General features: G+C 69.7%; 20 protein-coding genes. 7 read left to right on the forward strand and 13 right to left on the reverse strand.

The genetic code is table 11. The features are described 5' to 3' along the window. Positions 1 to 4: 4 nt before the first annotated feature. From WMF27_RS29340 to WMF27_RS29385, 10 genes are all read right to left on the reverse strand, one after another. Positions 5 to 1,381 carry a glutamate--cysteine ligase gene (locus WMF27_RS29340; protein ID WP_437765567.1) on the reverse strand — a complete coding sequence of 459 codons (1,377 nt, stop codon included), beginning with the start codon at positions 1,379 to 1,381 and terminating at the stop codon, positions 5 to 7. A 28-nt stretch (positions 1,382 to 1,409) separates the two neighbouring features. After that, positions 1,410 to 2,459, reverse strand: coding sequence for a homocysteine S-methyltransferase family protein (locus tag WMF27_RS29345; protein ID WP_437765566.1), 1,050 nt, complete (start codon positions 2,457 to 2,459; stop codon positions 1,410 to 1,412). 117 nt (positions 2,460 to 2,576) lie between these two features. Beyond that, complete coding sequence (locus WMF27_RS29350; RefSeq protein WP_437765565.1) at positions 2,577 to 5,399, reverse strand: VWA domain-containing protein; 2,823 nt, start codon at positions 5,397 to 5,399, stop codon at positions 2,577 to 2,579. Continuing rightward, positions 5,396 to 7,303: a vWA domain-containing protein gene (locus tag WMF27_RS29355; RefSeq protein WP_437765564.1), complete on the reverse strand. Its 1,908-nt coding sequence runs from the start codon at positions 7,301 to 7,303 to the stop codon at positions 5,396 to 5,398. The genes WMF27_RS29350 and WMF27_RS29355 overlap by 4 nt, the downstream gene beginning before the upstream one ends. A 2-nt stretch (positions 7,304 to 7,305) precedes the next feature. Continuing rightward, a complete protein-coding gene (locus WMF27_RS29360) occupies positions 7,306 to 8,259 on the reverse strand; it encodes a DUF58 domain-containing protein (RefSeq protein ID WP_437765563.1) in 954 nt (317 codons plus the stop codon). 18 nt (positions 8,260 to 8,277) lie between these two features. Next, the gene (locus tag WMF27_RS29365; protein WP_012238534.1) at positions 8,278 to 9,282 is read right to left on the reverse strand and encodes an AAA family ATPase; all 1,005 of its coding nucleotides are present in this window, start codon (positions 9,280 to 9,282) and stop codon (positions 8,278 to 8,280) included. Between the two features lie 72 nt (positions 9,283 to 9,354). Beyond that, the gene (locus tag WMF27_RS29370) at positions 9,355 to 11,295 is read right to left on the reverse strand and encodes a hypothetical protein (RefSeq protein ID WP_437765562.1); all 1,941 of its coding nucleotides are present in this window, start codon (positions 11,293 to 11,295) and stop codon (positions 9,355 to 9,357) included. Positions 11,296 to 11,652: 357 nt separating this feature from the next. Continuing rightward, a complete protein-coding gene (locus WMF27_RS29375; RefSeq protein ID WP_437943178.1) occupies positions 11,653 to 12,519 on the reverse strand; it encodes a response regulator transcription factor in 867 nt (288 codons plus the stop codon). Positions 12,520 to 12,655: 136 nt separating this feature from the next. Further along, a complete protein-coding gene (locus tag WMF27_RS29380) occupies positions 12,656 to 13,321 on the reverse strand; it encodes a hypothetical protein (RefSeq protein ID WP_437765561.1) in 666 nt (221 codons plus the stop codon). Continuing rightward, on the reverse strand, positions 13,321 to 13,926 hold the full coding sequence (locus WMF27_RS29385) for a hypothetical protein (protein ID WP_437765560.1): 606 nt from the start codon (positions 13,924 to 13,926) through the stop codon (positions 13,321 to 13,323). Before WMF27_RS29385 ends, WMF27_RS29380 begins: the two co-directional genes overlap by 1 nt. Positions 13,927 to 14,379: 453 nt before the next feature. Here WMF27_RS29385 and groES point away from each other — a divergent pair, with 453 nt between their 5' ends. The 3 genes from groES to WMF27_RS29400 all read left to right on the forward strand — a co-directional run bounded on the left by groES (position 14,380) and on the right by WMF27_RS29400 (position 16,994). Further along, positions 14,380 to 14,670 carry a co-chaperone GroES gene (gene groES / locus WMF27_RS29390; RefSeq protein ID WP_012238539.1) on the forward strand — a complete coding sequence of 97 codons (291 nt, stop codon included), beginning with the start codon at positions 14,380 to 14,382 and terminating at the stop codon, positions 14,668 to 14,670. Positions 14,671 to 14,703: 33 nt separating this feature from the next. Continuing rightward, positions 14,704 to 16,332, forward strand: coding sequence for a chaperonin GroEL (gene groL / locus WMF27_RS29395; RefSeq protein ID WP_437765559.1), 1,629 nt, complete (start codon positions 14,704 to 14,706; stop codon positions 16,330 to 16,332). Between the two features lie 128 nt (positions 16,333 to 16,460). Continuing rightward, positions 16,461 to 16,994 carry a GNAT family N-acetyltransferase gene (locus tag WMF27_RS29400; protein ID WP_437765558.1) on the forward strand — a complete coding sequence of 178 codons (534 nt, stop codon included), beginning with the start codon at positions 16,461 to 16,463 and terminating at the stop codon, positions 16,992 to 16,994. A 40-nt stretch (positions 16,995 to 17,034) separates the two neighbouring features. On the opposite strand, the gene WMF27_RS29405 is transcribed toward WMF27_RS29400, so the two are convergent. Then, complete coding sequence (locus WMF27_RS29405; RefSeq protein ID WP_437542947.1) at positions 17,035 to 17,562, reverse strand: TrmH family RNA methyltransferase; 528 nt, start codon at positions 17,560 to 17,562, stop codon at positions 17,035 to 17,037. A gap of 15 nt (positions 17,563 to 17,577) precedes the next feature. Then, positions 17,578 to 18,381, reverse strand: coding sequence for a PDZ domain-containing protein (locus tag WMF27_RS29410; RefSeq protein WP_437765557.1), 804 nt, complete (start codon positions 18,379 to 18,381; stop codon positions 17,578 to 17,580). Positions 18,382 to 18,481: 100 nt separating this feature from the next. Here WMF27_RS29410 and asnS point away from each other — a divergent pair, with 100 nt between their 5' ends. The 4 genes from asnS (at position 18,482) to WMF27_RS29430 (ending at position 22,814) form a co-directional block, all read left to right on the forward strand. Beyond that, positions 18,482 to 19,822, forward strand: coding sequence for an asparagine--tRNA ligase (gene asnS, locus WMF27_RS29415; protein ID WP_437765556.1), 1,341 nt, complete (start codon positions 18,482 to 18,484; stop codon positions 19,820 to 19,822). Positions 19,823 to 20,393: 571 nt separating this feature from the next. Continuing rightward, entirely contained in the window at positions 20,394 to 21,131 is a 738-nt protein-coding gene (locus tag WMF27_RS29420; protein WP_437765555.1) for a class II glutamine amidotransferase, read from the forward strand. A 100-nt stretch (positions 21,132 to 21,231) separates the two neighbouring features. Next, complete coding sequence (locus tag WMF27_RS29425; protein ID WP_437765554.1) at positions 21,232 to 21,858, forward strand: hypothetical protein; 627 nt, start codon at positions 21,232 to 21,234, stop codon at positions 21,856 to 21,858. Between the two features lie 41 nt (positions 21,859 to 21,899). Further along, positions 21,900 to 22,814 (forward strand): patatin-like phospholipase family protein, encoded by a 915-nt coding sequence (locus WMF27_RS29430; protein WP_437765553.1) that lies wholly within the window; start codon positions 21,900 to 21,902, stop codon positions 22,812 to 22,814. 66 nt (positions 22,815 to 22,880) lie between these two features. Here WMF27_RS29430 and WMF27_RS29435 read toward each other — a convergent pair whose 3' ends face one another. Then, positions 22,881 to 23,366, reverse strand: a complete 486-nt coding sequence (locus tag WMF27_RS29435; RefSeq protein WP_437765552.1) for a hypothetical protein — start codon at positions 23,364 to 23,366, stop codon at positions 22,881 to 22,883. Between the last annotated feature and the right edge of the window lie 40 nt (positions 23,367 to 23,406).

Genomic DNA, 23,406 nt, shown 5'->3' on the forward strand with positions numbered 1-23,406 from the left:
GCGGCTAGATCCTCGCACGTTCGAGGATCTTGCTTCGCAGGTCCGGGTCGTCGTTGCTGAGTCCATCGACGAGAGCATCGGCCGGGGATTGCCCCTTGGCGATGAGCGCGCTGAGCCGATCGAGGTGGACGCGCTCGTCCTTGCCATTCTTGTTCAGGCGCGCGCGCCGCTCGAGGCCGCCCGAGGCGATCGAGACGAGCCGCTCGGCCAGCGCCGCGAGCGGCTTGCCACGGAACGTGGCGCGGAGCGCGCGCTCGACGATCTTCGGGCGCACGGCCTCGAGCTCGTCGAACCTGAAGCTCTCGGACAGGGCGTCGGCCTCGTCGAGCGCGCGCGCGTCGTAGAGGATGCCCGCCCAGAGCGCCGGGAGCGCGCAGACGAGGTTGGCCGGCAGCGAGTCCGCGCCGCGGACCTCGAGGGTCCGCTTCAGCCTGACCTCCGGGAAGAGGGTGTTGAGGTGCATCTCCCAGTCGCCGCGGGTGGCCCGGTGCCCCTCGAAGCCGTGCTGCAGGAAGTCGCGGAAGGTCTGCCCCGTGTTCTCGATCACCTCGCCGTCGCGCTTGAAGAGGAACATCGGCGCGTCGACCGCCCACGCGACGTAGTCCGAGAAGCGGCGCCCGCGCTCGAGCACGTTGCGGATCAGCCCCTGCCGCGCGGCGTCGACGTCGAGCCAGACCTTGGCGCGGTAGCTCCGCCCGCCGAACAGCGCCCCCTCGTAGAACGGGGAGTTGGCGAAGATCGCTGTCACGAGCGGGGAGAGCCGGAGCGACACGCGGAGCGCGCGCATCGCCGCCTCCTCGCTGGCGTAGTCGAAGTTCGCCTGCACGGTGGCGGTGCGGCGCATCATGTCGAGGCCGTGCGCGCCGCGCGTCGGCAGGTAGCGCCGCATGACCGCGTAGCGCGCCTTGGGCACCCAGGAGAGATCGGCTTGCGACGCGAAGGGGTGGAACCCGATGCCGAGCCAGGTCAGCTTGAGCTCGGCGGAGATGTCGCGCAGCTCCGCGAGGTGCCCGCTCATCTCCATACAGATCTGGTGGATGTTCTCGAGGGGCGCTCCGGACAGCTCGAGCTGCCCGCCAGGCTCGAGGGTCACCGAGGCGCCAGCCCGGGCGAGCGCGATCAGCGGACCGCCGGGGGTCTCGTGCTCGGGTGTCCACCCGTGCCGCTCGACGAGCGCCTGGAGCACGGTGAGGACGCTCCGCTCGCCCTCGTACGGGAGGGTAGCGCCCGTCCTGGCGTCGACCCCGAACTTCTCCGCCTCGGCGCCGATCCGGTGAAGGTCCTCTGGCTTCGTAGCTTCGTGGAAGGGAAACAGCAGATCGTCGAACGTCTCCAGCGATTGAGACTTCGACTCACTCCCGTGGCTTGCATCGGCCATCATCACGTTTCCGGTTGGGTTTCGTTCTCGCTTAGAGCGCGCGCCTGAGAAGGGGCGCGCGCTGCGTCGTACGGAGCATCTTCGCCAGCGCCCCCAGGTGCGCCAGCGTTGTCCCCGTCCCTCCCCCGAGCATTCGCGCGCCCGCCTCGATGAGCCGCGCCGCCGACACCGCCCAAGCATCGCAGATCTCGGCGGGCGCGATGCGTTCGGCGCCGTCCGCCTGCACAGATTCCGCGCCGAGCAGCACGCCGACCTGAACCTCGTGCGCGACGCCCTCGAGGCGCCGGAGCACGTTGAGCCCGAGCTCGGCCGACGGCACCTCGAAGAGCAACGCGTCCGCGCCGCTGTCGAGGGCCGACCGGGCGACCTCCTCGAACCCCTCGCCATCGGCGGTGCGCCCTGCGCCGTCGAGCTCCACGAACGCCCACGTCGCCAGCTGCGTCGTGCTGGCGCTGACCACCGCCGCGCGGCGCGCGAGCCGCGCGACCGTGGGGCCCACGCTCGCTGCCTGGACTGGATCGAAGCCGCACGCGACGAGGATCTCGCAGCCTGCCGCCGCCAGCCTGGCCGCATGGACGGCGTAATCCTCCGCGATCCGGTCGGCCATGGGCGCGGCAGCAGTGTGGCCCAGGATACCCGCCACCGCCACGCGGCGCGCGGCCGCGCCCGCCGCCTCCGTAGCGAGCTCGACCGCGGTTCCGGTCAGCGCGGCGGCGCGGAACGCCATGCCGATGGGCGCCAGGGCGCGCGTCGTCGTCGCGGACGTGAGCGCCCGGACCACGTCGATCCCCAGCGCGATCTCCTGCTCGTGAAGCTCAGCGATCGCCCGCGGCGACTCGCGGAGCAGCCGGCCGAGGGCGGCGGTGGAGGAGACCGCGGTGCCTCGTCCACGGAGCGAAGCGAGCGGATCGCCGCTGATGATGAGCGGACGACCCACGGGAGGCCGAGAGGTGGAGGCCTCGAGCGCATTCACGTCCTTCGCTGCTTTCCAGGGCTCCTCTACCACCGGTCTATAAGGGGAAACTAGCCCAAGACGGCCCTTCCGCGTCGCGAAATGGTGCAGGCCAGCGGGCTGGAGCACAGCGTTCCACGCAGCGGAGTCGGGGACAACCTGACGGACGCGCACCGGCGCTCGGCGCGGCACCGGGGAGAAACGGGGGATCGGCCGTCACAAGGGGCTCCGCTTTGCCATGAGCCGTCATGTGGCCGGGAGGCGCCGGCCCCCCACCCCTCGGCCCCGGCGCGCGACGAACTTCCGGTCGAAGAGCCGCACCCGGCGGACGAACAGATCGAGCAGGAACACGACCATCGCAGCGTAGATGAACTGCTGCCAGAGCTCCTCGTGGAACGTCACCTTCTCCCCTGCCGGGTCGAAGATGGCCGCCACGCCGTTCGGATCGACCGCCCCGCCCGTCGACGTCGCGGCCTTCTCGAGGATCGCGAGCTCGGGCTCGAAGCTCGCGTACTCGCGGGGGTACGGGTTCGAGACGTGGCCGTAGCTGACGGCGACGGGCCGGAGCGAGCCGTCCTCGGCCTCGCGCAGGTGCTCCGCCCGCAAGAGGAACGAGCCGTACCGATCCAGCGCAAGCGCCGTCTCGTAGCGCCCCGGCGCGGTCTGACGCATGTCGACGACCCGCGTCGCGCCGCCCGGCTCGGGCCCGATGAGGGTGAGCCGGGAGGTCAGGTTGTTCTCGAAGCGGTCGTCGGCCCCGAACGCGTCGACGGACGCGCGCAGCTCGCCGTCGACGATCTCGGCCTTCATGTCGAGCTCGCGCCGGTGCTTCTGGCGCATGTGCTCGTGGACGAGCTGCCCCCAGAATTTCTCGAAGCCTGGCCACCTCAGCCACTCGACGGCCCAGCGCGCCTTGACGTCGGTCGTCCAGGCCAGCGTCCACCCGAGGCCGACGCGCCAGCGCGCGAGGATCGGCTCCTCGGTGTCGCTCGTGAGCAGCTCCTGGGCTGGCGGCGGCTTCAGCTTGGTCGAGACATAGCCGTGCAGGTTGGGCGCCGTGCGGACGTCGACGCCGCGGAGGAACGCCGCGTCGCCGACCTGGGTCACCGGAAACCACTCCTCGACGGCGGCGGCGCGCGCCACCATCTCGGTCTCCTTGGTGAAGATCCGCGGCAGGTTGTTCGGATCCGGGACCGCGTGGAAGCGCCCCCCGCCCACGTCGGCGATCATCTTGAGCAGCTGCTCGTCGAGATCGTTCCCGAGCCCCACCGTGGTCACGGTGATCGACTCGGCGATCATGGCGGACACGAGGTCCCGGATGCCGCCCGTCGACGCCTTGCCGTCCGTGAGGAGGATGACGTGCTTCTTGCGCGCCTGCGTGACGGTCATGTCCTGGTAGGCGGCGTCGAGCGCGGAGAAGATCTCGGTCCCGCCGCCCGGCTGGATGCGCGCGATCTCGCCGGCGATCCGGGAGCGGTTGCGCGCGGGCTGCATCTTCACGTAGCGGGTCGGCGCCGAGTCGAACGCGATCACCTCGATCAGATCGTCCGACGACAGCACCCCGGCGGTCGCCTTCGCCGCGGCCTTGGCCATCTCGAGGGGCAGCCCGGTCATCGATCCCGAGCGGTCCATGACGAGCGCCATCGCGACGCTCGGCATGTCCTTCTTTCGCTCGTTGTCCATCCGCACCGGCAGGATCCGCTCGATGGTGGTGCGGTACCAGCCGCCGAGGCCGTACCCCGACTCGCCGCCGGCGAAGAGGAACCCCCCGCCGAGATCCCGCACGTAGCTCTCGATGATCTCCTGCCCCTGCAGGCTGAGCGCTTCCTTCGGGGTATCGGACACGATCAGGAAGTCGTAGCGCTCCATCTCCTTGAGGGAGCCGGGGAAGCCTGCAGGCGGCCTGACGTCGACGTCGAACTGCTGCGCGGTGAGCGCGCTCGAGAGCGGGCCGGCGTGCTGCGGCGTCCCCTCGACGTAGAGCACCGACGGGCGCCCTGGCACGTCGATGGTGGTCGCGTACCGGTTGTTCTCCTTGAACTTGTCGTCCGCGATCTGGTCGAGCTCGAGCGCGTAGGTCACCTGCCCCGCGATGCGCACGACGCTCTTGAACACGACGTCGTTCGGCCCTGCCTTGAGCTCGAGGTCCCGGATGCCCTCGAGGCCGTTCAGCGCCTCCCCCTGGAAGAGCCGCGCGCGCGCCTTGGTGGCGCGGCTGGCGTAGATGTCGGCGTGGATCTCGAACGTCTCCCCGACCTTGACCCGGTCGGGCATCCTGAGCTCTCGCACCGCGACCTCGGGCGGCGCGGGCCGCCGGTACGGGATGGAGAACAGCCGCACCCCGACGTCGCGCGCCCGGTTGGCCTCGGCGAGCACGTCGCCGTCCGTCTGCACGCCGTCCGACATCAGCACGGCGCGCTTGAGGTAGCCAGGCGGATACAGCCCGTACGCGAGCTGCAGCGCGGCCTGGAGGTTCGAGCCCGCGCCGAGATCGCCGCGCTGCCCGTTCGCGTCGACGTGGCGGCCGATGGGCGGCGCGCGCCGCTCCTCCTCGCGACCGGCCGCCCCGCCGGCCGCGCGCTCGGCGAGCCGCGGCCGCCGCGCGAAGGTGATCACCTTGATGACGCCGTCCTCGGGCTTCTCGGCGAACGCCTTGTCGAGCGTCGCTCGCGCGTCGTCGAGCGCCTCGTCCGTGACCGACTCGGAGACGTCGATGAGGTAGATGGTGGCGACCTTCTCCGTGGTCGCAGACCTCGCGAGCCGCGACAGCCCGAGCGCGATCAGCGCGACGAACGCGACCCGCAGCAGCACCGAGAGCACGCGCTGCGGCAGGGGGAGGTCGGCGAGGGATCCCGCGAGGACCCCGACGAACCAGGGCGCGAGCAGGATCGCGCCGAGCATCTTCGGGTTGAGGAGCTCGTACGTCACCCCCTCGCGCACCCACGTCAGCGTCGGATCCGGGTGCAGGAGGACATACCTCCGGTACGCCCAGAACAGGATCCCGCCGAGGGCGGCGCATGTGATGGCCCACGCGGCGATGCGCAGCCTGCGACCACGGAACGCGCTCACACCGTCACCCTCCTGTGGTACGTGAACCACTCGATCGCGGTCACGAGGAGCACCGCCGCGAGCAGGTAGACCCAGAGCTCACGGCGAACGCCGATCTTGAACTCGCTCACCGCGCCCGCGCCGCGGCCGTCGACCTTGAGCTCGGCGGCCGGGGCGATCGCGCTCTCCTCCGGCGCCGAGAGATTCGCGGCGAACATGCTCTCCTCCTGCGCGCCCGCGGCGCCGACGCGCAGCGTGTAGAAGCCAGCGTGCTGCCCGAGGAACACGGCGCGCCCCTCCTGGACGGGGACCGCGCGCGTCGTCCCGTCGGGCTGCTCCAGGCTGGCCACCTCCGCGGACGAGGACGCCGGGATGTGCCAGACGGAGCCCGTGCGGAACGAGGAGATGTAGCTCGTGTCCTCCTCGACGAAGTTGTTGATCGCGTTCAGCAGGAAGAGCGGCCAGGCGATGCGGAGCGGAAAATCGCTCTCGCGAACGTCGAAGCCGAGCGCGACGAATTTCACGCCGCTGCGCCGCCCCTCGAGCAGCAGCGGGCCCTTGTAGCTCCGGCCGACGACCCTGTCTTCCTTGTTGCCCTTGAGCACGTGGGCGCGCGCGACGTTCACGTCGCTGAGCGCCGTGTAGCGCAGGAGCGGGTGCTTCGCGTCGAGCTCGTCGAAGCCCAGGCGGTAGTTCGGGTCGTCGTCCAGGACCTCCTTGCCCACCTCGAACGGGACGCTGGTCCCTGTCGGGTTGAGGTAGAGCAGGCTCCCGCTCCCCGGCGCGACGCTCGGCGCCACGCCGTCGAAGATGGTCACGTCGAACGAGGAGGCCGCCGGGTACCGCTGCGGATCGACGAAGGTCACGTCGAGGTACTCGTCGAGGAGCAGCGCCGCCTCGAGGAACATGTTCCCCGCGGAGACGACCTGCACGCGCGCGCGGCGCCGCTCGGGGAGGAGCGCGTAGGCGCGGTTGTCCGCGGGGAGGTCGTCCGAGCTGCCGTCGGCCAGCGCGAGCTTCGCCTCGAGCGTCTTCGACGCGCCGGAGAGGTTCGGGTAGAAGCGGGGCAGCTTCTCCCTGGGCTTGAGCCGGATGCGCGTCAGATCCGTGAGCTGGCCGTCGCCGAGCAGCGACAGCTCGAGATCGAGGGGCTCGTCGCTCGTGTTGGTGACCTCGAGCATCACCTCGTAGCGGCTCTTGTCGAGCGGGTAGCGCCGCACCGAGAACTCGGTGATGGCAGCGTTCCTCGATCCCTTGCCGATCGGCAGGTACGAGAGCTTGATGTCGCCGAGGCGCACCTGCCCGCCGGCGTCGGTCGGCTCGCCGAGCGCGCCGTCGCTCACGACGATGACCTCCGGCGACGGGAGCCCGCTCAGGGTGTCGCTCGCGAAGCGGAGCGCGCGCGCGAAGTCGGCCGTGGCGTCGGTCGGCCTCACCGCCGCGACGGCCGCCTCGAGCTCCGAGATCTCTCCGGTGAGCGTCGACAGGGGCGTGACGGCCGCGTCCATCTGGGCCAGCAGCATGCGGTCGCTGCCGGAGAGGCCGCGGACCATCTTCCTGACCTCTTCCTTCGCGAGCTCGATGCGCGAGGGCGCGACGTCGATGGCCTGCATGCTCGCGCTCGCGTCGATGAGGACGACGATGTTGCGCCCCTCGACGAGGTTCGCCTGCGGGCGCGGATCCCCCAGCGCGAGCAGGAGCAGCGCGAGGAGCGCGAGCTGCAGCAGCAGCGACAGGAGCCGCTTCAGCTGCGAGAACAGGCTCGTCGCCTCCTTGTCCCGGAGGATGCGCTCCCAGATCCTCGAGAAGGGGACCGCGACGGGCCGCCGGCGCAGCTTGAGGATGTAGAACACGACGACCACGGCCCCGGCGAGGGCGCCGATCTGGAGCAGTGTCTGCAGCGGAACGCCGGTGAAGTGCAGCATCGCTACCGGAGGAAGCCGCCTCTGCGGAACACGCGAAGGATCAGCTCATCGAAGGGGACGGACACGTCCGCGCGGAAGTAGCTCACCTGCCGCGACGTGCAGAAGCGGCGGATCTCGTCGAGGTACTGCTCGTAGGCCTCGGCGTAGCGCTCGAGCACCTTGGGGGTCACCGTGACCTCGCGCTCGTCGCCGGTCTCGCAGTCGTAGACGCGCACGTCCCCGCGCAGCGCGGGCCGGGCCTCGCGCGCGTCGACGACGTGGAGCACGAACGGCTCGAACCGGTTGTACCGGAGGACGTTGATGCCGCGCTCGAAGCCCGCCGGATCATAGAGATCGCTGAGGATCACGGCGAGGCCGCGCCGCTTGTGCTGCGCCACGAAGGTCTTCATCGCCTCGCCGAGGTCGGTCGGGCCCTCGGCGCGCGCCTGCCCGAGGAAGCGGAAGATCCTGAAGATGCGCGCCTTGCCGCGGGTCGACTGCATGCGCCCGCTGATCTCGTCGGTCGCGGTGACGATCGCGATGCGGTCGAGGTTGGCGAGCCCCACGTACGCCAGCGCTGCGGCGAGGCGCTTTGCGTGCCGCAGCTTCTCGCCGTCGCCGAACGCCATCGACGCCGAGGTGTCGAGGATGAAGTAGATCGAGAGGTCTTCCTCCTCCTCGTAGAGCCGGATGAGGAGCCGGTCGAAGCGCTGGTACGCGGCCCAGTCGAGGTAACGGAAATCGTCGCCGGGCGCGTAGTCGCGGTGGTCGGCGAACTCGACCCCGGAGCCGGTCTTCTTGGTTCGCCGCTCCGCGCGCATCGCCCCCGAGAAGACGCGGCGGCTCACCATCGCGAGGTAGTCGAGCTTGCGCTGGAACTCGTCGTCGAAGAGCTCCTCGTCGGGGGCGCTCGCGGAGAGCGCGGAGAAGCGGCGCAGCGGCGCGGCGGCCCTCTTGAACGCGTCGAAGAGCCCCATGCTACCTTCGACGGCGCCTCATTTGCTCTCCGGAAGGTGCTTGAGGATCGCCTGCAGCACCTCGTCGGTCTTCACGCCCTCCGCCTCGCCCTCGAAGTTGAGCAGCACGCGGTGCCGGAGGGCGGGGAGCGCGCACGCGCGCACGTCGTCGACCGACGCCGCGAACCGCCCCTCGAAGAGGGCGCGGATCTTCGCGGCGAGCAGCAGCGCCTGCGCCCCGCGCGGCGACCCGCCGAACTTCACGAACCGCTTCACCTCGTCGAGGCTGCCTCCCTCGGCGGGGTGGGTGGCCTGGAGGAGCCGCACCGCGTAGTCCTGGACGTGCTTCGCCACGGGCACCTCGCGGACGAGCCGCTGCATGGCGATGATCCGCTCCTTGTTCAGGACCGGCCGCACCTCGATCGCATCGGTGCCGGTCGTCCGCTCGAGGATCGAGTTCAGCTCGTCGCGGCTGGGGAACGGCACGTGCAGCTTGAAGAAGAACCGATCGAGCTGCGCCTCGGGCAGCGGGTACGTCCCCTCGCTCTCGAGGGGGTTCTGCGTCGCCAGGACAAAGAACGGCTCTTCCAGCGTGTAGCTCTGCCGCGAGACCGTGACCCGGTGCTCCTGCATGGCCTCGAGGAGCGCGCTCTGCGTCTTCGGCGTGGCCCGGTTGATCTCGTCGGCGAGGACGATGTTCGCGAAGATCGGCCCCTTGCGGAACGAGAACGACCGCTGCCCGCCGGCGTTCTCGTCGATGACCGTGGTGCCGATGATGTCCGCGGGCATCATGTCGGGCGTGAACTGGATGCGCGAGAACTGGAGCTCGAGCGCCTCGGCCATGGTGCGGACGAGCATCGTCTTGCCGAGCCCCGGCACGCCCTCGAGCAGCGCGTGCGAGCCCGCGAGCATGCACGTCAGCACGCCGTCGACCACCTCACGGTTGCCGACGATGACCTTCCCCACCTCCTCGCGCAGCTCTCCGATGCTCGCGCGGAACTCGTCCACCTCGGCCCGCGCTGCTTCCTTCGTCTTCTCGGCCATGACTTCCTGCTTCGCGCCCGCTGTCGCGGGGCGCCTGGTGAGGCGCGGTCGCGTTCGAGCCGCCGGCTCGACTCACTCGCGCGGCCTGATGAGCTGGAAATACCGGTTCACGTAGAACCGGTATCCATCAGGGATCTGGTCCTTGTTGATCTGCTGCTCTGCGACCGTGTGATAGTCGGTGAAGACCTTCTTGTAGCCGGTCCCCTTGAACCCCCGCTCGGCCGCGCTGAGGATCACCTCGCTGTTCGAGGGCCCTTGCTGCGTGTCGAGCCCCTGCGCCTGGACGTCCTGGGTCCCCATCTTCGGGTCGGTGCGCTTGCCCGCGATCTCGCCGCCACGGCCGGAGCCGACGCCGTCGCCCCCGGGCTGGTTGCCGCCGTTGCTGTTGCCCTGGCCGCTCCCCGGCCCCTCCTGCCCCTGCCCCTGCCCGCCGCCGGGCATCAGGATCTTCTTGCCGCCGGGCCCGATCACCAGCTCCTGCCCCTGGCCTTGCCCGCCCTTGCCCTGACCGCCCTGGCCTTGCTGGCCCTCCTGCCCTTGCTGCTCGCCGTCGCCCTGCCCCTGCTGGCCCTGCCCCTGCTGCTCCTCGCCGCCGCCCTGGCTGCCGCGCGCGCGCTTTCCGAAGCGGAGCATCCTGGCCATCCGCTGCTTGCCCCCCTGCCCTTGCTGGCGCACGAGCTCCCGGAGCTCCTCGAGCCGCTGGCGCAGCTCTTCCTTCTCCTGCTCGGACATCTCCTCCTGCTGCATCCGGTTGATGTCCTCGGCCGCCTGCTCGAGATCGTCCGCTGACATCCCGAGGTCGCGCATCAGATCCTCGGCGGCCTTGGCGAGCTCGCGATCGAGCCGGTCGAGCTGGCGCCCGGTCCGCTCCTTCTGCTCGGCCTCGCGGTCGAGCCGCTCCAGCTCGCGCTCCTTCTTCTTGAGCAGCCTCTCCTGCTCGGATCGCTGCCGATCGTTCGCGGAGGCCTTCTGCTTCTGCTTGAGGAGCTGCTCGCGCGCCTCGGCGCGCTTCTCGTTGATCGCGGCGAGGGCCTCCTTGCGGCGCGACGCCGCCTCGGCGAGCGCCTTGCGCAGCCGCTCGATCTCGGCCTTGTCGAACTTCTGCTTCTTGTCGCGGAGCTTCTCGGCGAGCTCCTTCAGGTCCTTCTTCGCCTTCTCGAGATCCTTCTTCTCGAGGGACTCCCCCACGCCCTTCGCCAGGTCGCTCTTCTTGAGGTCGAGCCCCGTCTCCTTCAGCGCCTCCTCGAGCGCCTTCAGGTCGGCCTCCGCGCCCTTGAGGAGCTCTCGCTCGAGCGCCTCCATGCGGCGGAACGCCTCGGTGCGATCGAGGCGCTTGTTGGCGATGTCCTCGATGAGCTGGTTGAACCGCTCGACCGCGGACTTCATCTCCGGGCTCTGGTCCTGTCGATCGAGCGCCTTCGCCGCGTCCTTGAAGAGCTCGATGTCGTCGGGCGACATGGTGAGCGCGTCGATGGTCGCCGCGACGGGCGCCTGCTTCCGCGGGGTGCGCACCTCCAGCAGCGCCACCGCGAGCACGCCGAGGCCGACCGCGGCGGAGGTCCACAGCTCGCGAGGGAGCGCGAGCGGCGCGGCGCCGGCGGGGCGCAGCCCTGCAGCGTGCTCGCAGGCGTCGTCGATCGCCGCTTCCATCAGGGGGGTGCGCTGCGCTGCGGGCAGCGCGTCGAAGGCGAGCGCGATCGTCAGCCGGTCGTGGAGGCCGTGGTGCCGATCGAGGGCAATGGTGCCGGCGCGGGGAGGCAAGCGGCGCAGCATCGCCACGACGAGGGTGGCCAGCACGAGCAACCCCGCGCCGAGGAGGAGCTGGCGCGCGCGCGGCTCGCCGAGGTACGCCGGGAGCGCCTTGTGCACCGCGAGCGTCCCGGCGGCGAGCGCGAGCGCGAGGGTCAGCGCGCTCGGCAGCGCGCGCAGCGCGCGCCCGAACCGGAGCCTCAGCTCAACCGCGAGCGCGGCGCTGCGAATGCGGTCCAGTTGCTTCGTGCGAGAGTCGCTCACGGTGCTCAGCGCTCCGGGCGCCCCCCGCGGGGGCCCTCGAAGGGGAAACGTCGCAGCATTGTACCTGCTGACGGGTCAGGCGCCCGAAAGTTCCTGGGAGGCTCCGCGCGACGTACGTGGGAGGCTGCGCGCGACGTACGTGCGAATGACGCGCGGCGAGCCCTGATGATTCCCGTGCAGGGCAGCCTCTGCGCTCAGCGCGCCGCCGGCATGGATGCGCGCTGCCGGTGGTGGGTGGGGTCTTCCCTCGGGGCGCTGCTCGGACGGCTCTTCTGCGCCCGGCTCGGCGGCGGCACGCGTACGTTGCGTGGGAACGAGGTGACGGGCCACTGCGCACGGCGCCCGCCTCGGATTGGATCACTTCATCGACTTCTTCTTGGACGCCGCCTTCGTGGCGGCCGGCCTCTTCGCCGCGAGCGGCTTCTTCGCCGCCTTGGCGGCCGGTTTCTTCGCCGCGACCGGCTTCTTCGCTGCCTTGGCGGCCGGCTTCTTCGCCGCCTTCGCGGCCGGCTTCTTCGCCGCGACCGGCTTCTTCGCTGCCTTGGCGGCCGGCTTCTTCGCCGCCTTCGCAGCCGGCTTCTTCGCCGCCTTCGCAGCCGGCTTCTTCGCTGCCTTGGCGGCCGGCTTCTTCGCCGCCTTGGTGGCCGGCTTCTTCGTCACGGCCGACCGCTTCGCAGCCGCCCTGCTCGCCATGGCACCGTTTGCCGCCGACTTCTTCGCCCCCGTCGCCCGCTCTCTGGAAGACGGCAGCTCCGCGGCCTCACGCTCCTCGCCAACCGCGCTCGCCTGAGCCCTGGCGCCGTTCGCATCGGGAACCTGCTTCGCATAACGCGCGAGCGTCTCGCGCACCCGCGCGTCCAGTTCCCCGAAATCGAACGGCTTGTTCAACCAGGCGTCCGCGGCGAAGAGCGGCGAGGTCATCTCGTTCAGGTTCTCGCCGATCCCGGTGAGCATGATGACGCCGGTGCTCGCGAACGGCCGTCCGTCGGACGTGTCGCTCTTCAGCCGCTTGCAGATCTCCCAGCCGCTCATGCCGGGCATCATCACGTCCAGGATCACCAGATCCGGCCGGTGCTCACGCGCGAGCTCCCAGGCGGCATCGCCCTCGGAAGCCTCGATCACAGAGAACCCTAGGTTCCTCAGGTGACGCGCAACGAGGCTCAACATCGCCGGTTCGTCTTCGGCCACCAGCACCCGGGGCGGCATCGTGCTCGCGGAAGGCATCGTGGATGCGGATGAGAGTACGTGCGCGCGAACCGGTCAAGAGAGAACGAGAGCGCGCGGCCGCGGCGAGCGCTCTTCGTCGCCGCCGCCCGTTCGCCGGCCTCCCGAGCGACCCCGAGCGACCGGGAGGATGCGCTCACGCGGCGCGCGCGAGGGCGATCTTTTCCGTCTGCCCCGCCGCGTAGAAGCGTCGCAGCGCCGCGAGCAGCTCGGCATGACGCCCGTGGCGGGCAAACTCGGCCTCGAGTCGGCCCGCGAACCGCGCCGCCAGATCGTTCGCGATCCGGTAGCGGTCGCCGGTCTCCGTGCCCGGCGGATCCATGAAGGTGACCCGCTCGAAGAGATGGGCGCGGATCCGCGCGGCGCGCTCGGGCTCGAAGCGCCCCGCCCCCGGCGGGGCCGCCTCGTGGCGGCGCCGGAGCGGCGGGCCTGGCGGCTCGACCTCGTCAGCCAGATCGCCATGGACGAGCAGCACGTATTTGTCGACCTCGGCCTGGAGCTCGAGCTCGAGCTGGGTCGCCGGCAGCTCCCTGCGGGCCCGCTCGGCCACATAGAGGAAGTGGCTCACGCCCTCGACGATCTGGCAGATCTCGTCGAACGTCCGCTCTCGCCCCCGCGCGATCGCCCGGCGGGGCAGGTGCAGCGCGATCTCGATATCCCCGTCGGCGTACCGGATCAGCAGCGCTTCGCGTGCGCTGCCGTCCGTCAGCCGGATGAAATCGTCGACCGCGGGCGCGTCATCGAGCGCATAGGTGCGCGCCAGGTGCTGCTGGATCCGGGACGGGAAGGTCGCCCCCCGCATCAGTTGAGCCCGCCCGTACCACGGCTCGGCACGAGCCCTCGTGCCCCGAGCTCATCCGCGAGGCGGCTCGATCCCGTACGAACCCAGCGCTCGTACAGCCGGAGCACCGAGCGCTCGTCCCGGGCCCCCGACGCGAGCGTGCCGTCGGCCACATCGTTCAGGACGCTCACGAACCGCTCGAATTTCTCGGCCATCTCCGAAAGAACATCGGGCCCCTGGCCGACGCGCGCATTGAGGCGCAGCATAGCGGCCGCATGGTGGTAGGCGGTCGACCCGACCCCGACCACGTAGCCGCGATCGACCCCCTTGAGCTCGATGTGGCCGCCGAAGAAACCGACCACGTAGAGCACGCTGTCTCCCAGGTTACGCAGCCGCTGGAAGCGCTCGGCTCCGGAGGCTTCCAGCGCGTCGCGCAGAAGAAAGGTCAGGGGCTGGTTGAAGGCAGACTCGGCATGCTCGTCCGGGTGAGCAAAAGCACAGAGCAGACCGACGAGGTAGCTCGACGCCGCCTCGGTGGCGGCGACGTTCCGAACTCGGAGCGCCTCGTCCACAACCTCCTGGAAATAGCGGGTCATGCTCGGGGACAGAGAGATCGCTTGGCTCACAGCGGCACCTCACCTCTGCGGGTGCCCTGGATACCGACGTAACCCGGGCCACCGCGCGCTCAGGTCAACCAGACACGTCCTGACGGCCTCCCTCGGGCTGGAGGCCCTGAGGGCATCGCGTCACTGTGCTGCCGCAGCTTTGCCCTCATAAGCGTATTTTAGCCGAGGGGCTCCGCCGAGCCCAGCCTTGCGCCACGCACCTTCCCCTGCGATCTCCAGAACTTACAGCCACCTCTGCGCCTGGCTGCCAACACGCAAAGTGCCGGCCTGGAGCCACTCTTGACACCCTCCAGGGGGTGGCTATCTTCCGCGCGCTCGCTAGCACTCGCCTCAGGTGAGTGCTAGCAAAGTGCCCAGACTGCAACCGTAGGGGGCCTTCCGGCGCGCTCCGTCGCGCCGGCTGGGTCTCGCCGTTCGTGGGACGCGGCGCTCGTCCCCGGAGGACTTGCAAAGATGAAGATTCGACCGCTCCAGGACCGCGTGATCGTTCAGCGCGTGAAGGAAGAAGAGAAGACCAAGGGAGGTCTCTACATTCCGGACACCGCGAAAGAGAAGCCGATCGAGGGGACCGTCGTCGCCGTCGGCAACGGCAAGGTCGCCGAGGACGGTACCGTGCGGAAGCTCGACGTCAAGGAGGGCGATCGCGTCCTCTTCGGCAAGTACTCGGGCACCGAGGTCAAGATCGACGGCGAGGAGCACCTCATCCTCCGCGAGGACGACATCCTCGGCGTGATCGAGAAGTGACGCGGGCGACAGAAGGAACTTAGGAGAGACACCATGGCAGCCAAGGAAATCATCTACAACGAGTCCGCCCGCAGCATGATCCTCGCGGGGGTCAACGCCCTCGCCGACGCGGTCAAGGTCACCCTCGGCCCGAAGGGGCGCAACGTCGTCATCGAGAAGAGCTTCGGCTCGCCGACGGTCACCAAGGACGGCGTGACGGTCGCCAAGGAGATCGAGCTCGAGAACCGCTTCGAGAACATGGGCGCCCAGATGGTCCGCGAGGTCGCCTCGAAGACGAGCGACATCGCCGGCGACGGGACGACCACCGCGACGGTGCTCGCCCAGGCGATCTACCGCGAGGGCTCCAAGCTCGTCGCGGCCGGGCACAACCCGATGGAGATCAAGCGCGGCATCGACAAGGCGGTCGAGGCGATCGTGGCGCACCTCCACAGCTCGGCCAAGCAGACGAAGGACGCGAAGGAGATCGCGCAGGTCGGCACGATCAGCGCGAACGGCGACGAGACGATCGGCAAGCTCCTCGCCGACGCCATGGAGAAGGTCGGCAAGGAGGGCGTGATCACGGTCGAGGAGGCCAAGAGCGCCGACACGACCCTCGACGTGGTCGAGGGCATGCAGTTCGACCGCGGCTACCTCTCGCCGTACTTCGTGACCGATCCCGAGGCCATGAAGGCGAACCTCGAGGACTGCTACATCCTCATCTCGGAGAAGAAGATCTCCAACATGAAGGACCTGCTCCCGGTGCTCGAGGCGATCGCCAAGAGCCAGAAGCAGCTCCTCATCATCGCCGAGGACGTCGAGGGCGAGGCGCTCGCGACCCTCGTCGTGAACAAGCTCCGCGGCACGCTGCACTGCGCGGCCGTCAAGGCGCCGGGCTTCGGTGATCGCCGCAAGGAGATGCTGAAGGACATCGCCACCCTGACGGACGGCCAGGTGATCGCGGAGGAGCTCGGCCTCAAGCTCGAGAACGTCACGATCAGCGATCTCGGCCGCGCCAAGACCGTCATCATCGACAAGGACAACACCACGATCGTCGGCGGCCAGGGCAAGAAGGACAAGATCAAGGCCCGGCAGCAGGAGATCCGCGCTCAGATCGAGAACACGACGAGCGACTACGACCGCGAGAAGCTCCAGGAGCGGCTCGCGAAGCTCGTGGGCGGCGTCGCGGTCGTCAAGGTCGGCGCCGCGACCGAGACCGAGATGAAGGAGAAGAAGGCCCGCGTCGAGGACGCGCTCCACGCGACCCGCGCGGCCGTCGAGGAGGGCATCGTCCCGGGCGGCGGCGTGGCGCTCATCCGCGCGCAGAGCTCGCTCGAGAAGCTCAAGGTCAACGACGAGCAGCGGTTCGGCGTGAACATCATCCGCCGCGCCATCGAGGAGCCCCTCCGCCAGATCTCGGCCAACGCCGGGGAAGAGGGCTCGATCGTCGTGCAGAAGGTGCGCGAGGGCAAGGACTCGTACGGCTACAACGCCGCGTCGGGCGACTACGGCAACCTGCTCGACATGGGCGTCATCGATCCGGTCAAGGTCGTCCGGTCGGCGCTCCAGAACGCGGCCAGCGTCGCCAGCCTGATGCTCACCACCGAGGCGCTCATCGCTGAGCGGCCGAAGGAGGAGAAGGCGGCGGCTGGTGGCGGCCACGCGGGCCACGGCCACGACTTCTGATCGCGACGCGCCGCGCTGACCGCTAAGCCCGGCGGGCGAGGGCCGGCTTCCTCCTCGGGAAGTCGGCCCTTCGCCATTTCGACTTCCGGCGAGCCGCGGCGCATGATCTGATCCGGCGCAGGTTCGCGATGAGCACCCTGACTACCGAGCGCCTGGCGCTCACCCCGGTCTCGCTGCCCCTGCTCGAGGCGGTCATCCGCGGAGATCGCGCCGAGGCCGAGGCCCTGTCCGGCGCGCGCTTCCCTGGCGCCTGGCCCGGGCGCGCGCTCGTCGAGCGCGCCTTCAGCTCGCCGCTCGACCGGCTGCGCGACGATCCAGAGGCGTTCCTGTGGGGCACGCGGCTGATGGTGACGCGCGAGCAGGAGGAGCGCGTCGTCGTCGGCAGCGTGGTGCTGAACGGCCGGCCCGACGCGACCGGCACGGTGGAGATCGGCTACGGCGTCGAGGGCAAGTCCCAGGGCCAAGGCTACGCGACGGAGGGGTCGCGCGCCGTCCTGCGCTGGACGCTGCAGCAGCCGGGCGTGAGGCGCGTCATCGCGACCACGCCGGCCTGGCACCGCGCGTCGCTCCGGGTGATCGAGAAGCTCGGGATGCGCCCTGCTGGAACGCTCGATCACGACCTCCTGGGCGAGCTCCTCGTCTTCGAGCGCTACCCCGAGTAGCGCCCCTCCGTCCACGGACGGGGGCCCGCCCCGGCGCCGCTCACCCTCCTGCGCGGCTCACGCCGCCGCGCGGGTCGCGCCGACGAGCCCACTCGCACAGGGTCATGCCCGCCGCGATCGCCACGGGGTACGAGTGGTTGATCCCGTACATGGGGATCGCGATCACGTCCTCGCACGCGTCGAGCAGCGCCTGCGGCAGCCCGTCATCCTCGCTGCCGAAGAGGAACACGAGCCCGCGGGGGAACGGCGCCTCCCAGAGGGTGCGCCGCGCGTGATCGCGCTCCACGCCGATGAGCGGGCGGCCGCGCGCCGCTTCGAGGAAGCTCGCCTCGTCGGGGCACTCGACGATGGTCTCGTACTTCTGCATGCCCATCGAAGCGCGCTCGTAGTAGGGCTCGGTCCCGATCAGGAAGATCTCCCGCACCAGGAACGAGTGCGCGACGCGGATGATGGCGCCGATGTTGAACGGGTTCTTCGCGCGGCAGACGGCGATGGAGAAGTCGTTCCGCAAGGGGGCGAGCTCTTCGCGGATCTCCCGGGTGGTGAGCCCGAAGGGCGGGATCTTCACGGCGCGCTGGCTCCCCTACTCGGCGGCGAAGCGATCGAACAGCGGATAGATGGGCCCCTCGTGGACCCTGATCCGCTCGGTCGTGCCCGTGGCGTGCTTGACCAGGAGCACGAGCCCGGCGCGCGGCACGGCGTCGAGCGCGCCCCGGATCGCCGCGACGGACATGCGCCGCAGCGGCTGCCCGGCGATCTCCAGCACCTCGTCGTCCTTGCGGAGCCCGGCGCGCTCTGCAGGTCCGCCCTCCATGGTCCGCGAGATGAATGCCGAGCCGGAGTGCAGCTGGTACCAGAGGCCGAGGCCGAGCTTGGCGTGCGCCGGCTCGAACGCGAGCGTGAGCGAGCCGCCTGCGTCGAGCTCGATCTCGATCTCGCCTGCGGCCCGGTGCGTATCGCTCGGACGGCCGATGTCGCGCACCCCGATCGGCCTGTCGATGAGCGGATCCGCTTCCCAGACCTCCACCCGGAGCCGGTCCTCGGGCAAGATCAGGAAGTTGCCGCTGGGTCCTTCGGGCCAGGTCGGCTCGAGCGTGTTCGCTTGCTCCGCCGTCCGAAAGATCTCCGCGCCATTGACGAAGACGCGGACATAGGGGTCCGGGAGGCCGCCGACGCCGGAATCCCAGGCTCGGCCGTCCCGAGTGCGCTCCGGGATTCTCGCCCGGACGACCCGCAGCCATCGGACGTTCTCGGGCGGCGGAGGATGCAGCTCCTGGCCTGAAGGAGGCTCGTGCAGGCGGGTCGAGAGCTCGGGATAGAGCGCCGAGCAGCCGCCCGCGGCGAGCGGCGTGCCACCTGCAGCGAGCAGCAGAATGAACGCGGGCAAGCAGAGCGATAGCGCGCGATGCCGTTGGAGGACCAAGATGGCGCCATTTTTGGCCGGAGCCGGCGTCAGCCGCAACTAAACCGTGCTATTTCGGGCGCCCATGCAGGATCAGCCCGTCATTGCTACCAGCGACCTCAGCGCGCACGTCGGCAGCACTGTCGTGCTCCGCGGATGGCTCTACAACAAGCGATCGAGCGGCAAGCTCCACTTCCTCGAGCTGCGCGACGGCTTCGGCACCGTCCAGTGCGTGATGGCGAAGAGCGACGTCGGCGACGAGGTCTTCGCGGCCGCCGACAAGGTCACCCAGGAGAGCGTGATCGATGTCGTCGGCGAGGTGAAGGCGCACCCGAAGCGCGCCGGGGTCTACGAGATCGCCGCATCCGGCTTCCGTGTGCTCGGCCCCACCGCCGGCGAGTACCCGATCTCCCCGAAGGAGCACGGGACCGACTTCCTCATGGATCACCGCCACCTCTGGCTGCGATCGAAGCGGCAGCACGCGATCTTGCGCGTTCGTCACACCATCATCCAGGCCATCCGCGACTTCTTCGACGGGCGCGGGTTCACGCTCGTCGATGCGCCGGTCTTCACGCCGAACGCGTGCGAGGGGACGAGCACGCTGTTCCAGACCGACTACCACGGCGAGAAGGCGTACCTCACCCAGTCGGGGCAGCTTTACATGGAGGCGGCAGCGGCCGCGTTCGGGAAGGCGTACTGCTTCGGGCCCACGTTCCGCGCGGAAAAGTCGAAGACCCGCCGCCACCTGGCCGAGTTCTGGATGGTCGAGCCCGAGGTGGCGTTCATGGACCTCGCGGGCGACATGGACCTCGCGGAAGATTTCCTCTGCTTCATCGTCGAGCGGGTCCTCGAGCGGCGCCGCCCCGAGCTCGCGGTGCTCGAGCGCGACGTCGGGAAGCTCGAGGCCGTCAAGAAGCCGTTCCCGCGCATCCGCTACGACGAGGCCGTCGCCATCCTGAACGAGGCGCGCGCGGAGAAACGTAAAATGGCCGGAGAAGCCGAAATTCCCGATTTTCCCTGGGGGGAGGACTTCGGCGGCGAGGACGAGACGATCATCTCCGGCCGGTACGATCGCCCCGTCATGATTCACCGCTATCCGGCTCGGGTGAAAGCCTTCTACATGAAGCGCGATCCGACGGACGACCGGCTCGCGCTCTGCGTCGATGTCCTGGCGCCGGAAGGTTATGGAGAGGTGATCGGGGGCGGGCAGCGCGAGGATGATCTCGCCACCCTCGAGCGGGCAATCGAGGCGCATCAGCTGCCCCCCGAGGCGTTCGGCTGGTACCTGGATCTGCGCCGGTATGGCACCTTCCCGCATGCGGGCTTCGGGCTCGGCGTCGAGCGGAGCGTCGCCTGGATCTGCGGTCTGCCGCACGTGCGCGAGACGATCCCGTTCCCGCGCATGCTGAATCGGCTCTCGCCTTAGTGCCGCGCGTCAGAGATCCTGCGGGAAATCCCGGGCGCTGCTTGGCAGCGCCTCGTTCACGGCGCGATGCGCCACGGCGCCGACGCGGCGGGCCGACGCGTGGGAGCGTGGAAGCGTGGAAGCGTAGGAGCAGACGAGGCTAGCCGCTCCTCGCGCGCACCCACGCGTCGGAATCGCGACGCTGTGCGAGGAGCGTGAGTAAGAGGTCACGCGATAGGCAAGCCCACGCGACGCGCGACAACGGCGGGCAGTGTGGTCAGGCCGTGCCCGCGCCCCGCCTCGCCGCAGGGGATCCGTTTTTGCTCTGCTTGCAGGGCGACTCTGTCGTATCAAGAAAGCATAGGGCGCAACCCGCGACCCACGCTCACTCGGCCGACCGACGGAGCCACCCCTGCTTGCAGATGAGGGAGCGCTCTACCGGCGAGCCGGACCCTGCCCCCGCCTCCCCGACCCAACTCGCGAGGACAAAGCTATGGCTCGTCTCGTCGGCTTTATCGGTAACCGTCCGGATCTCGGCGCGCGTGCGATCGAGCTCGAAGAACGTGCCCTCACGGTTCGCCGAAGGGAGGGCGTGATCCCTGGCTGGGGGGTCGGCTTCTACCAGGGAGGAGAGATTCTCCTCAAGCGCAGGCCGATCGACGATCGACCCGAGATCAGCCTGACCGACATGACCAAGGACGTGCGCGCCGACATCCTCGTGGCGCATGTCCGGGCTGCGACCGTCGGCAGCCTGCGCACCGAGAACACGCACCCGTTCCGCTATCGGCAGTGGCTGTTCGCCCACACGGGCACGGTCGAAGGGTTCGCCCGCCTGCGGAGCCAGCTGAGCGACTCGCTGCCGCAGTTTCTCCAGCGCGACGTTCGCGGCGAGACGGACAGCGAGATCCTCTTCCACCTGTTCCTGTCCTTCCTCCACGACAGCGGCCAGCTCGATCGACCCAACGTGGACGCGGCGAGCGCGCGGACGGCCCTGCGGTCCTCCATCGCGCTCGTGGACCGGCTCTGCGCGGAGGAAGGGGCGGGGCCGAGCGCGATGAACATCGTGGTCACGAACCCCGAGTACCTGCTCGCCGCCCACGGCGGCACGTCGATGGCGTACCGCATCTACCAGGGCAGCGACGACATGGAGCGGCTGCTCAGCGACGGCGGGTTGGGCCGGATGCGCATGCCCGACTATGCCGCGAGCCGGTTGACGCTCGTCGCGTCGGACTTCGATGACGACCAGGCCCCCGCGGGGTGGACCCACGTTGGCGAGCGTGCGATCGTGACGTTCACCCGCGCCGATGCTCCCGCGATCGAGCCGCTCTGAACGCCCGGAGGGCCCGCAGGAGCCCAGGGCCCATGCGCCGCCGGCCGGCGCTCCGGACACCTCTCGGCCGTCGCGAGCGTGTCCGTCGCTGCTCGTCGCCGTGATCGCGGGCGGGTCGCTCCTGGGGTGCGCTCGCGGAGGACCGGCCTCCTTTCCCACCGCCGCCGAGCTCTCCGACGAGCGCCGCCGCCCCGACGGCGTGGCGCTCGATCCGGCGAGCACCCCGCCGCCACCGACGAACCAGGCAGACGTCGAGGACAGCGTCGTGACCCTCCGGACACCGCTCGGCGTCGGCGCCGCGCTGGACGTCGTGGACGAGTTCTTCCGGCGGGTGGTCGCCGAGGACAGCGAAGCCTTGAGCGAGCTGCTGACGCGCGATGCCCTCGCGATCCACACCGGCTCGGGTGGATCGGGGCAGCCGCCGAGCGCCGGGCTCTGGTGGGAGCAGCGGTTCCGGCGACTCGAGTACGGAAAGCTCGCCGGAGAGCCGCTCTATCGGGAGTCGGAGCTCCAGATCTTCCGCGCCGAGGACGTGCTCGCGACGCCGCAACACCCCGCGATCCAGCCGGAGACGCTCGACGACCAGGACGTCGTGATCCGCGTGCCGATCGCGACCGCGCGGGTCGCAACGGATCGCCTGCTCGGCGACGAGATCGTCGTCTGGCTGCGCCGCGACGGCCCGCGATTCAGGATCTATCGGCTGCTCGAGGACTTCCAGTTACAGTAGGCTTTGCGCTTGTGCCAACTCTCCGACAAGATCGGGGCTCGATGAGCCGCCTCAAGATCGCGTTCGTGGGCTCCGGGGGAGCGGCGCGCGGCCTTGCGCACCTCGGCGTGCTGAAGGCTTGCGAGGAGCTGGGCATCCATCCAGAGATCTACGTGGGCGCGGGAGCGGGCGCGCTGGTCAGCGCGACGTACGGGCAAGACATCCCGCTCGATGTGCTGCTCGACGCCTACCGCCTCCCCTGGAGACGACGTCACCGCGGGCCTCGCCTCCACGTGTCGAGCTTCTTCGGCGCTCCCGCCCTGCGCGATCTGCTGGACCCGGGATACCTCTGCTCGGGGGTGTTCTCGATCGACAGGCTCGAGCGCTACGTGCGCCGGACGCTGCCGATCAACGACTTCCGGCAGCTGCCGCACGCCGTCTACGTGACGGCGGTGGACGTGGACAGCGCCAAGCGCGTCGTGTTCGGCCCGGGCCACGACGAGGCCACGCCGATCAGCCAGGCGGTGGCCGCCAGCTGCTGCGTGCCCGGCCTGTTCCGGCCCTACCGCATCAACGGCCGCTATCACCTGAGCGGCGAGGTGATCCGGACGCTCTCCGCCGACGTGGCCGTGAATGCCGGCGCGAACATCGTGATCATCTCCAACATCTACCGTCCCGAGGAGCGCGATGAGTCGCAGCGCTCGATCGCGAGGAGCGGCGCGCCCAGCGTCGTCCGGCAGTCGCTCAGCATCCTTCTGGCCGAGAAGGAGCGCCGCGGCGTCGAGCTCCTCTCCAAGCTCTACCCGAACGTCACCTTCCTGGACGTGGCGCCCGCGATCGGCCGGTACAGCTACATGAACCGGTTCGCCGCCAAGCCGCTCGTCCTGCGCGGCTACCGCACCGCGCTCCGCATACTCGCCGCCGCGAAGGAGAAGGGCGTGTTCGACGCCCCCTCCTCGAGGAGCGCGCTGAACTAGAGCGGGCGGAGCTCCCGCCGCACGCCCTGGCGTACGTCGACCGCGCCGTCGCGCAGCGACCGCCCGCTACATCCCCGCGACGATGCGGTACCCGTCCTGGTACTCCACCAGCTCCAGCCGGTTGTCGTCGACCTTGCGGCGCCACTCCTCGCCCTTGCCCCCCGGGATGCGGTAGCTCGCGCTGAAGGTGTAGTCGACGTAGATGACGTCATCGCCCTTGAGGACGCGCCGGTAACGGATCTCGTAGCGGATGGCGCGAGCGTCCTGGAACTTGCCGGTGAGGTACGCGCGCAGGCCAGCGTAATCGAGATCGTCCGCCGCATCGATGTTGCCGCCGTCCTCGTAGTACTTGGGCGACGCGAGCTTGAGCAGCTCGCCCACGTTCTTGCTCTCCACCGCGTTGCGGTACTTCTCGCAGAACGAGATGATCTTGCGGTTGTCGTCGTTGTCCTCCACGTCCGTGTTCGGGATGTAGTGCGTCGCGCACCCGGCGAGGACGGTCGAAGCAACGACGAGGAGCGAAGCGACAGCTTTTGTTTGGCGGCAGAACATACGCGGGCAGGACAACGCTCGGGGGAAGCAGCTGATTCCA

Origin of the sequence: Sorangium sp. So ce281 (assembly GCF_051527395.1) — a bacterium.
In the GTDB taxonomy this organism is placed as follows: domain Bacteria; phylum Myxococcota_A; class Polyangia; order Polyangiales; family Polyangiaceae; genus Sorangium; species Sorangium cellulosum_B.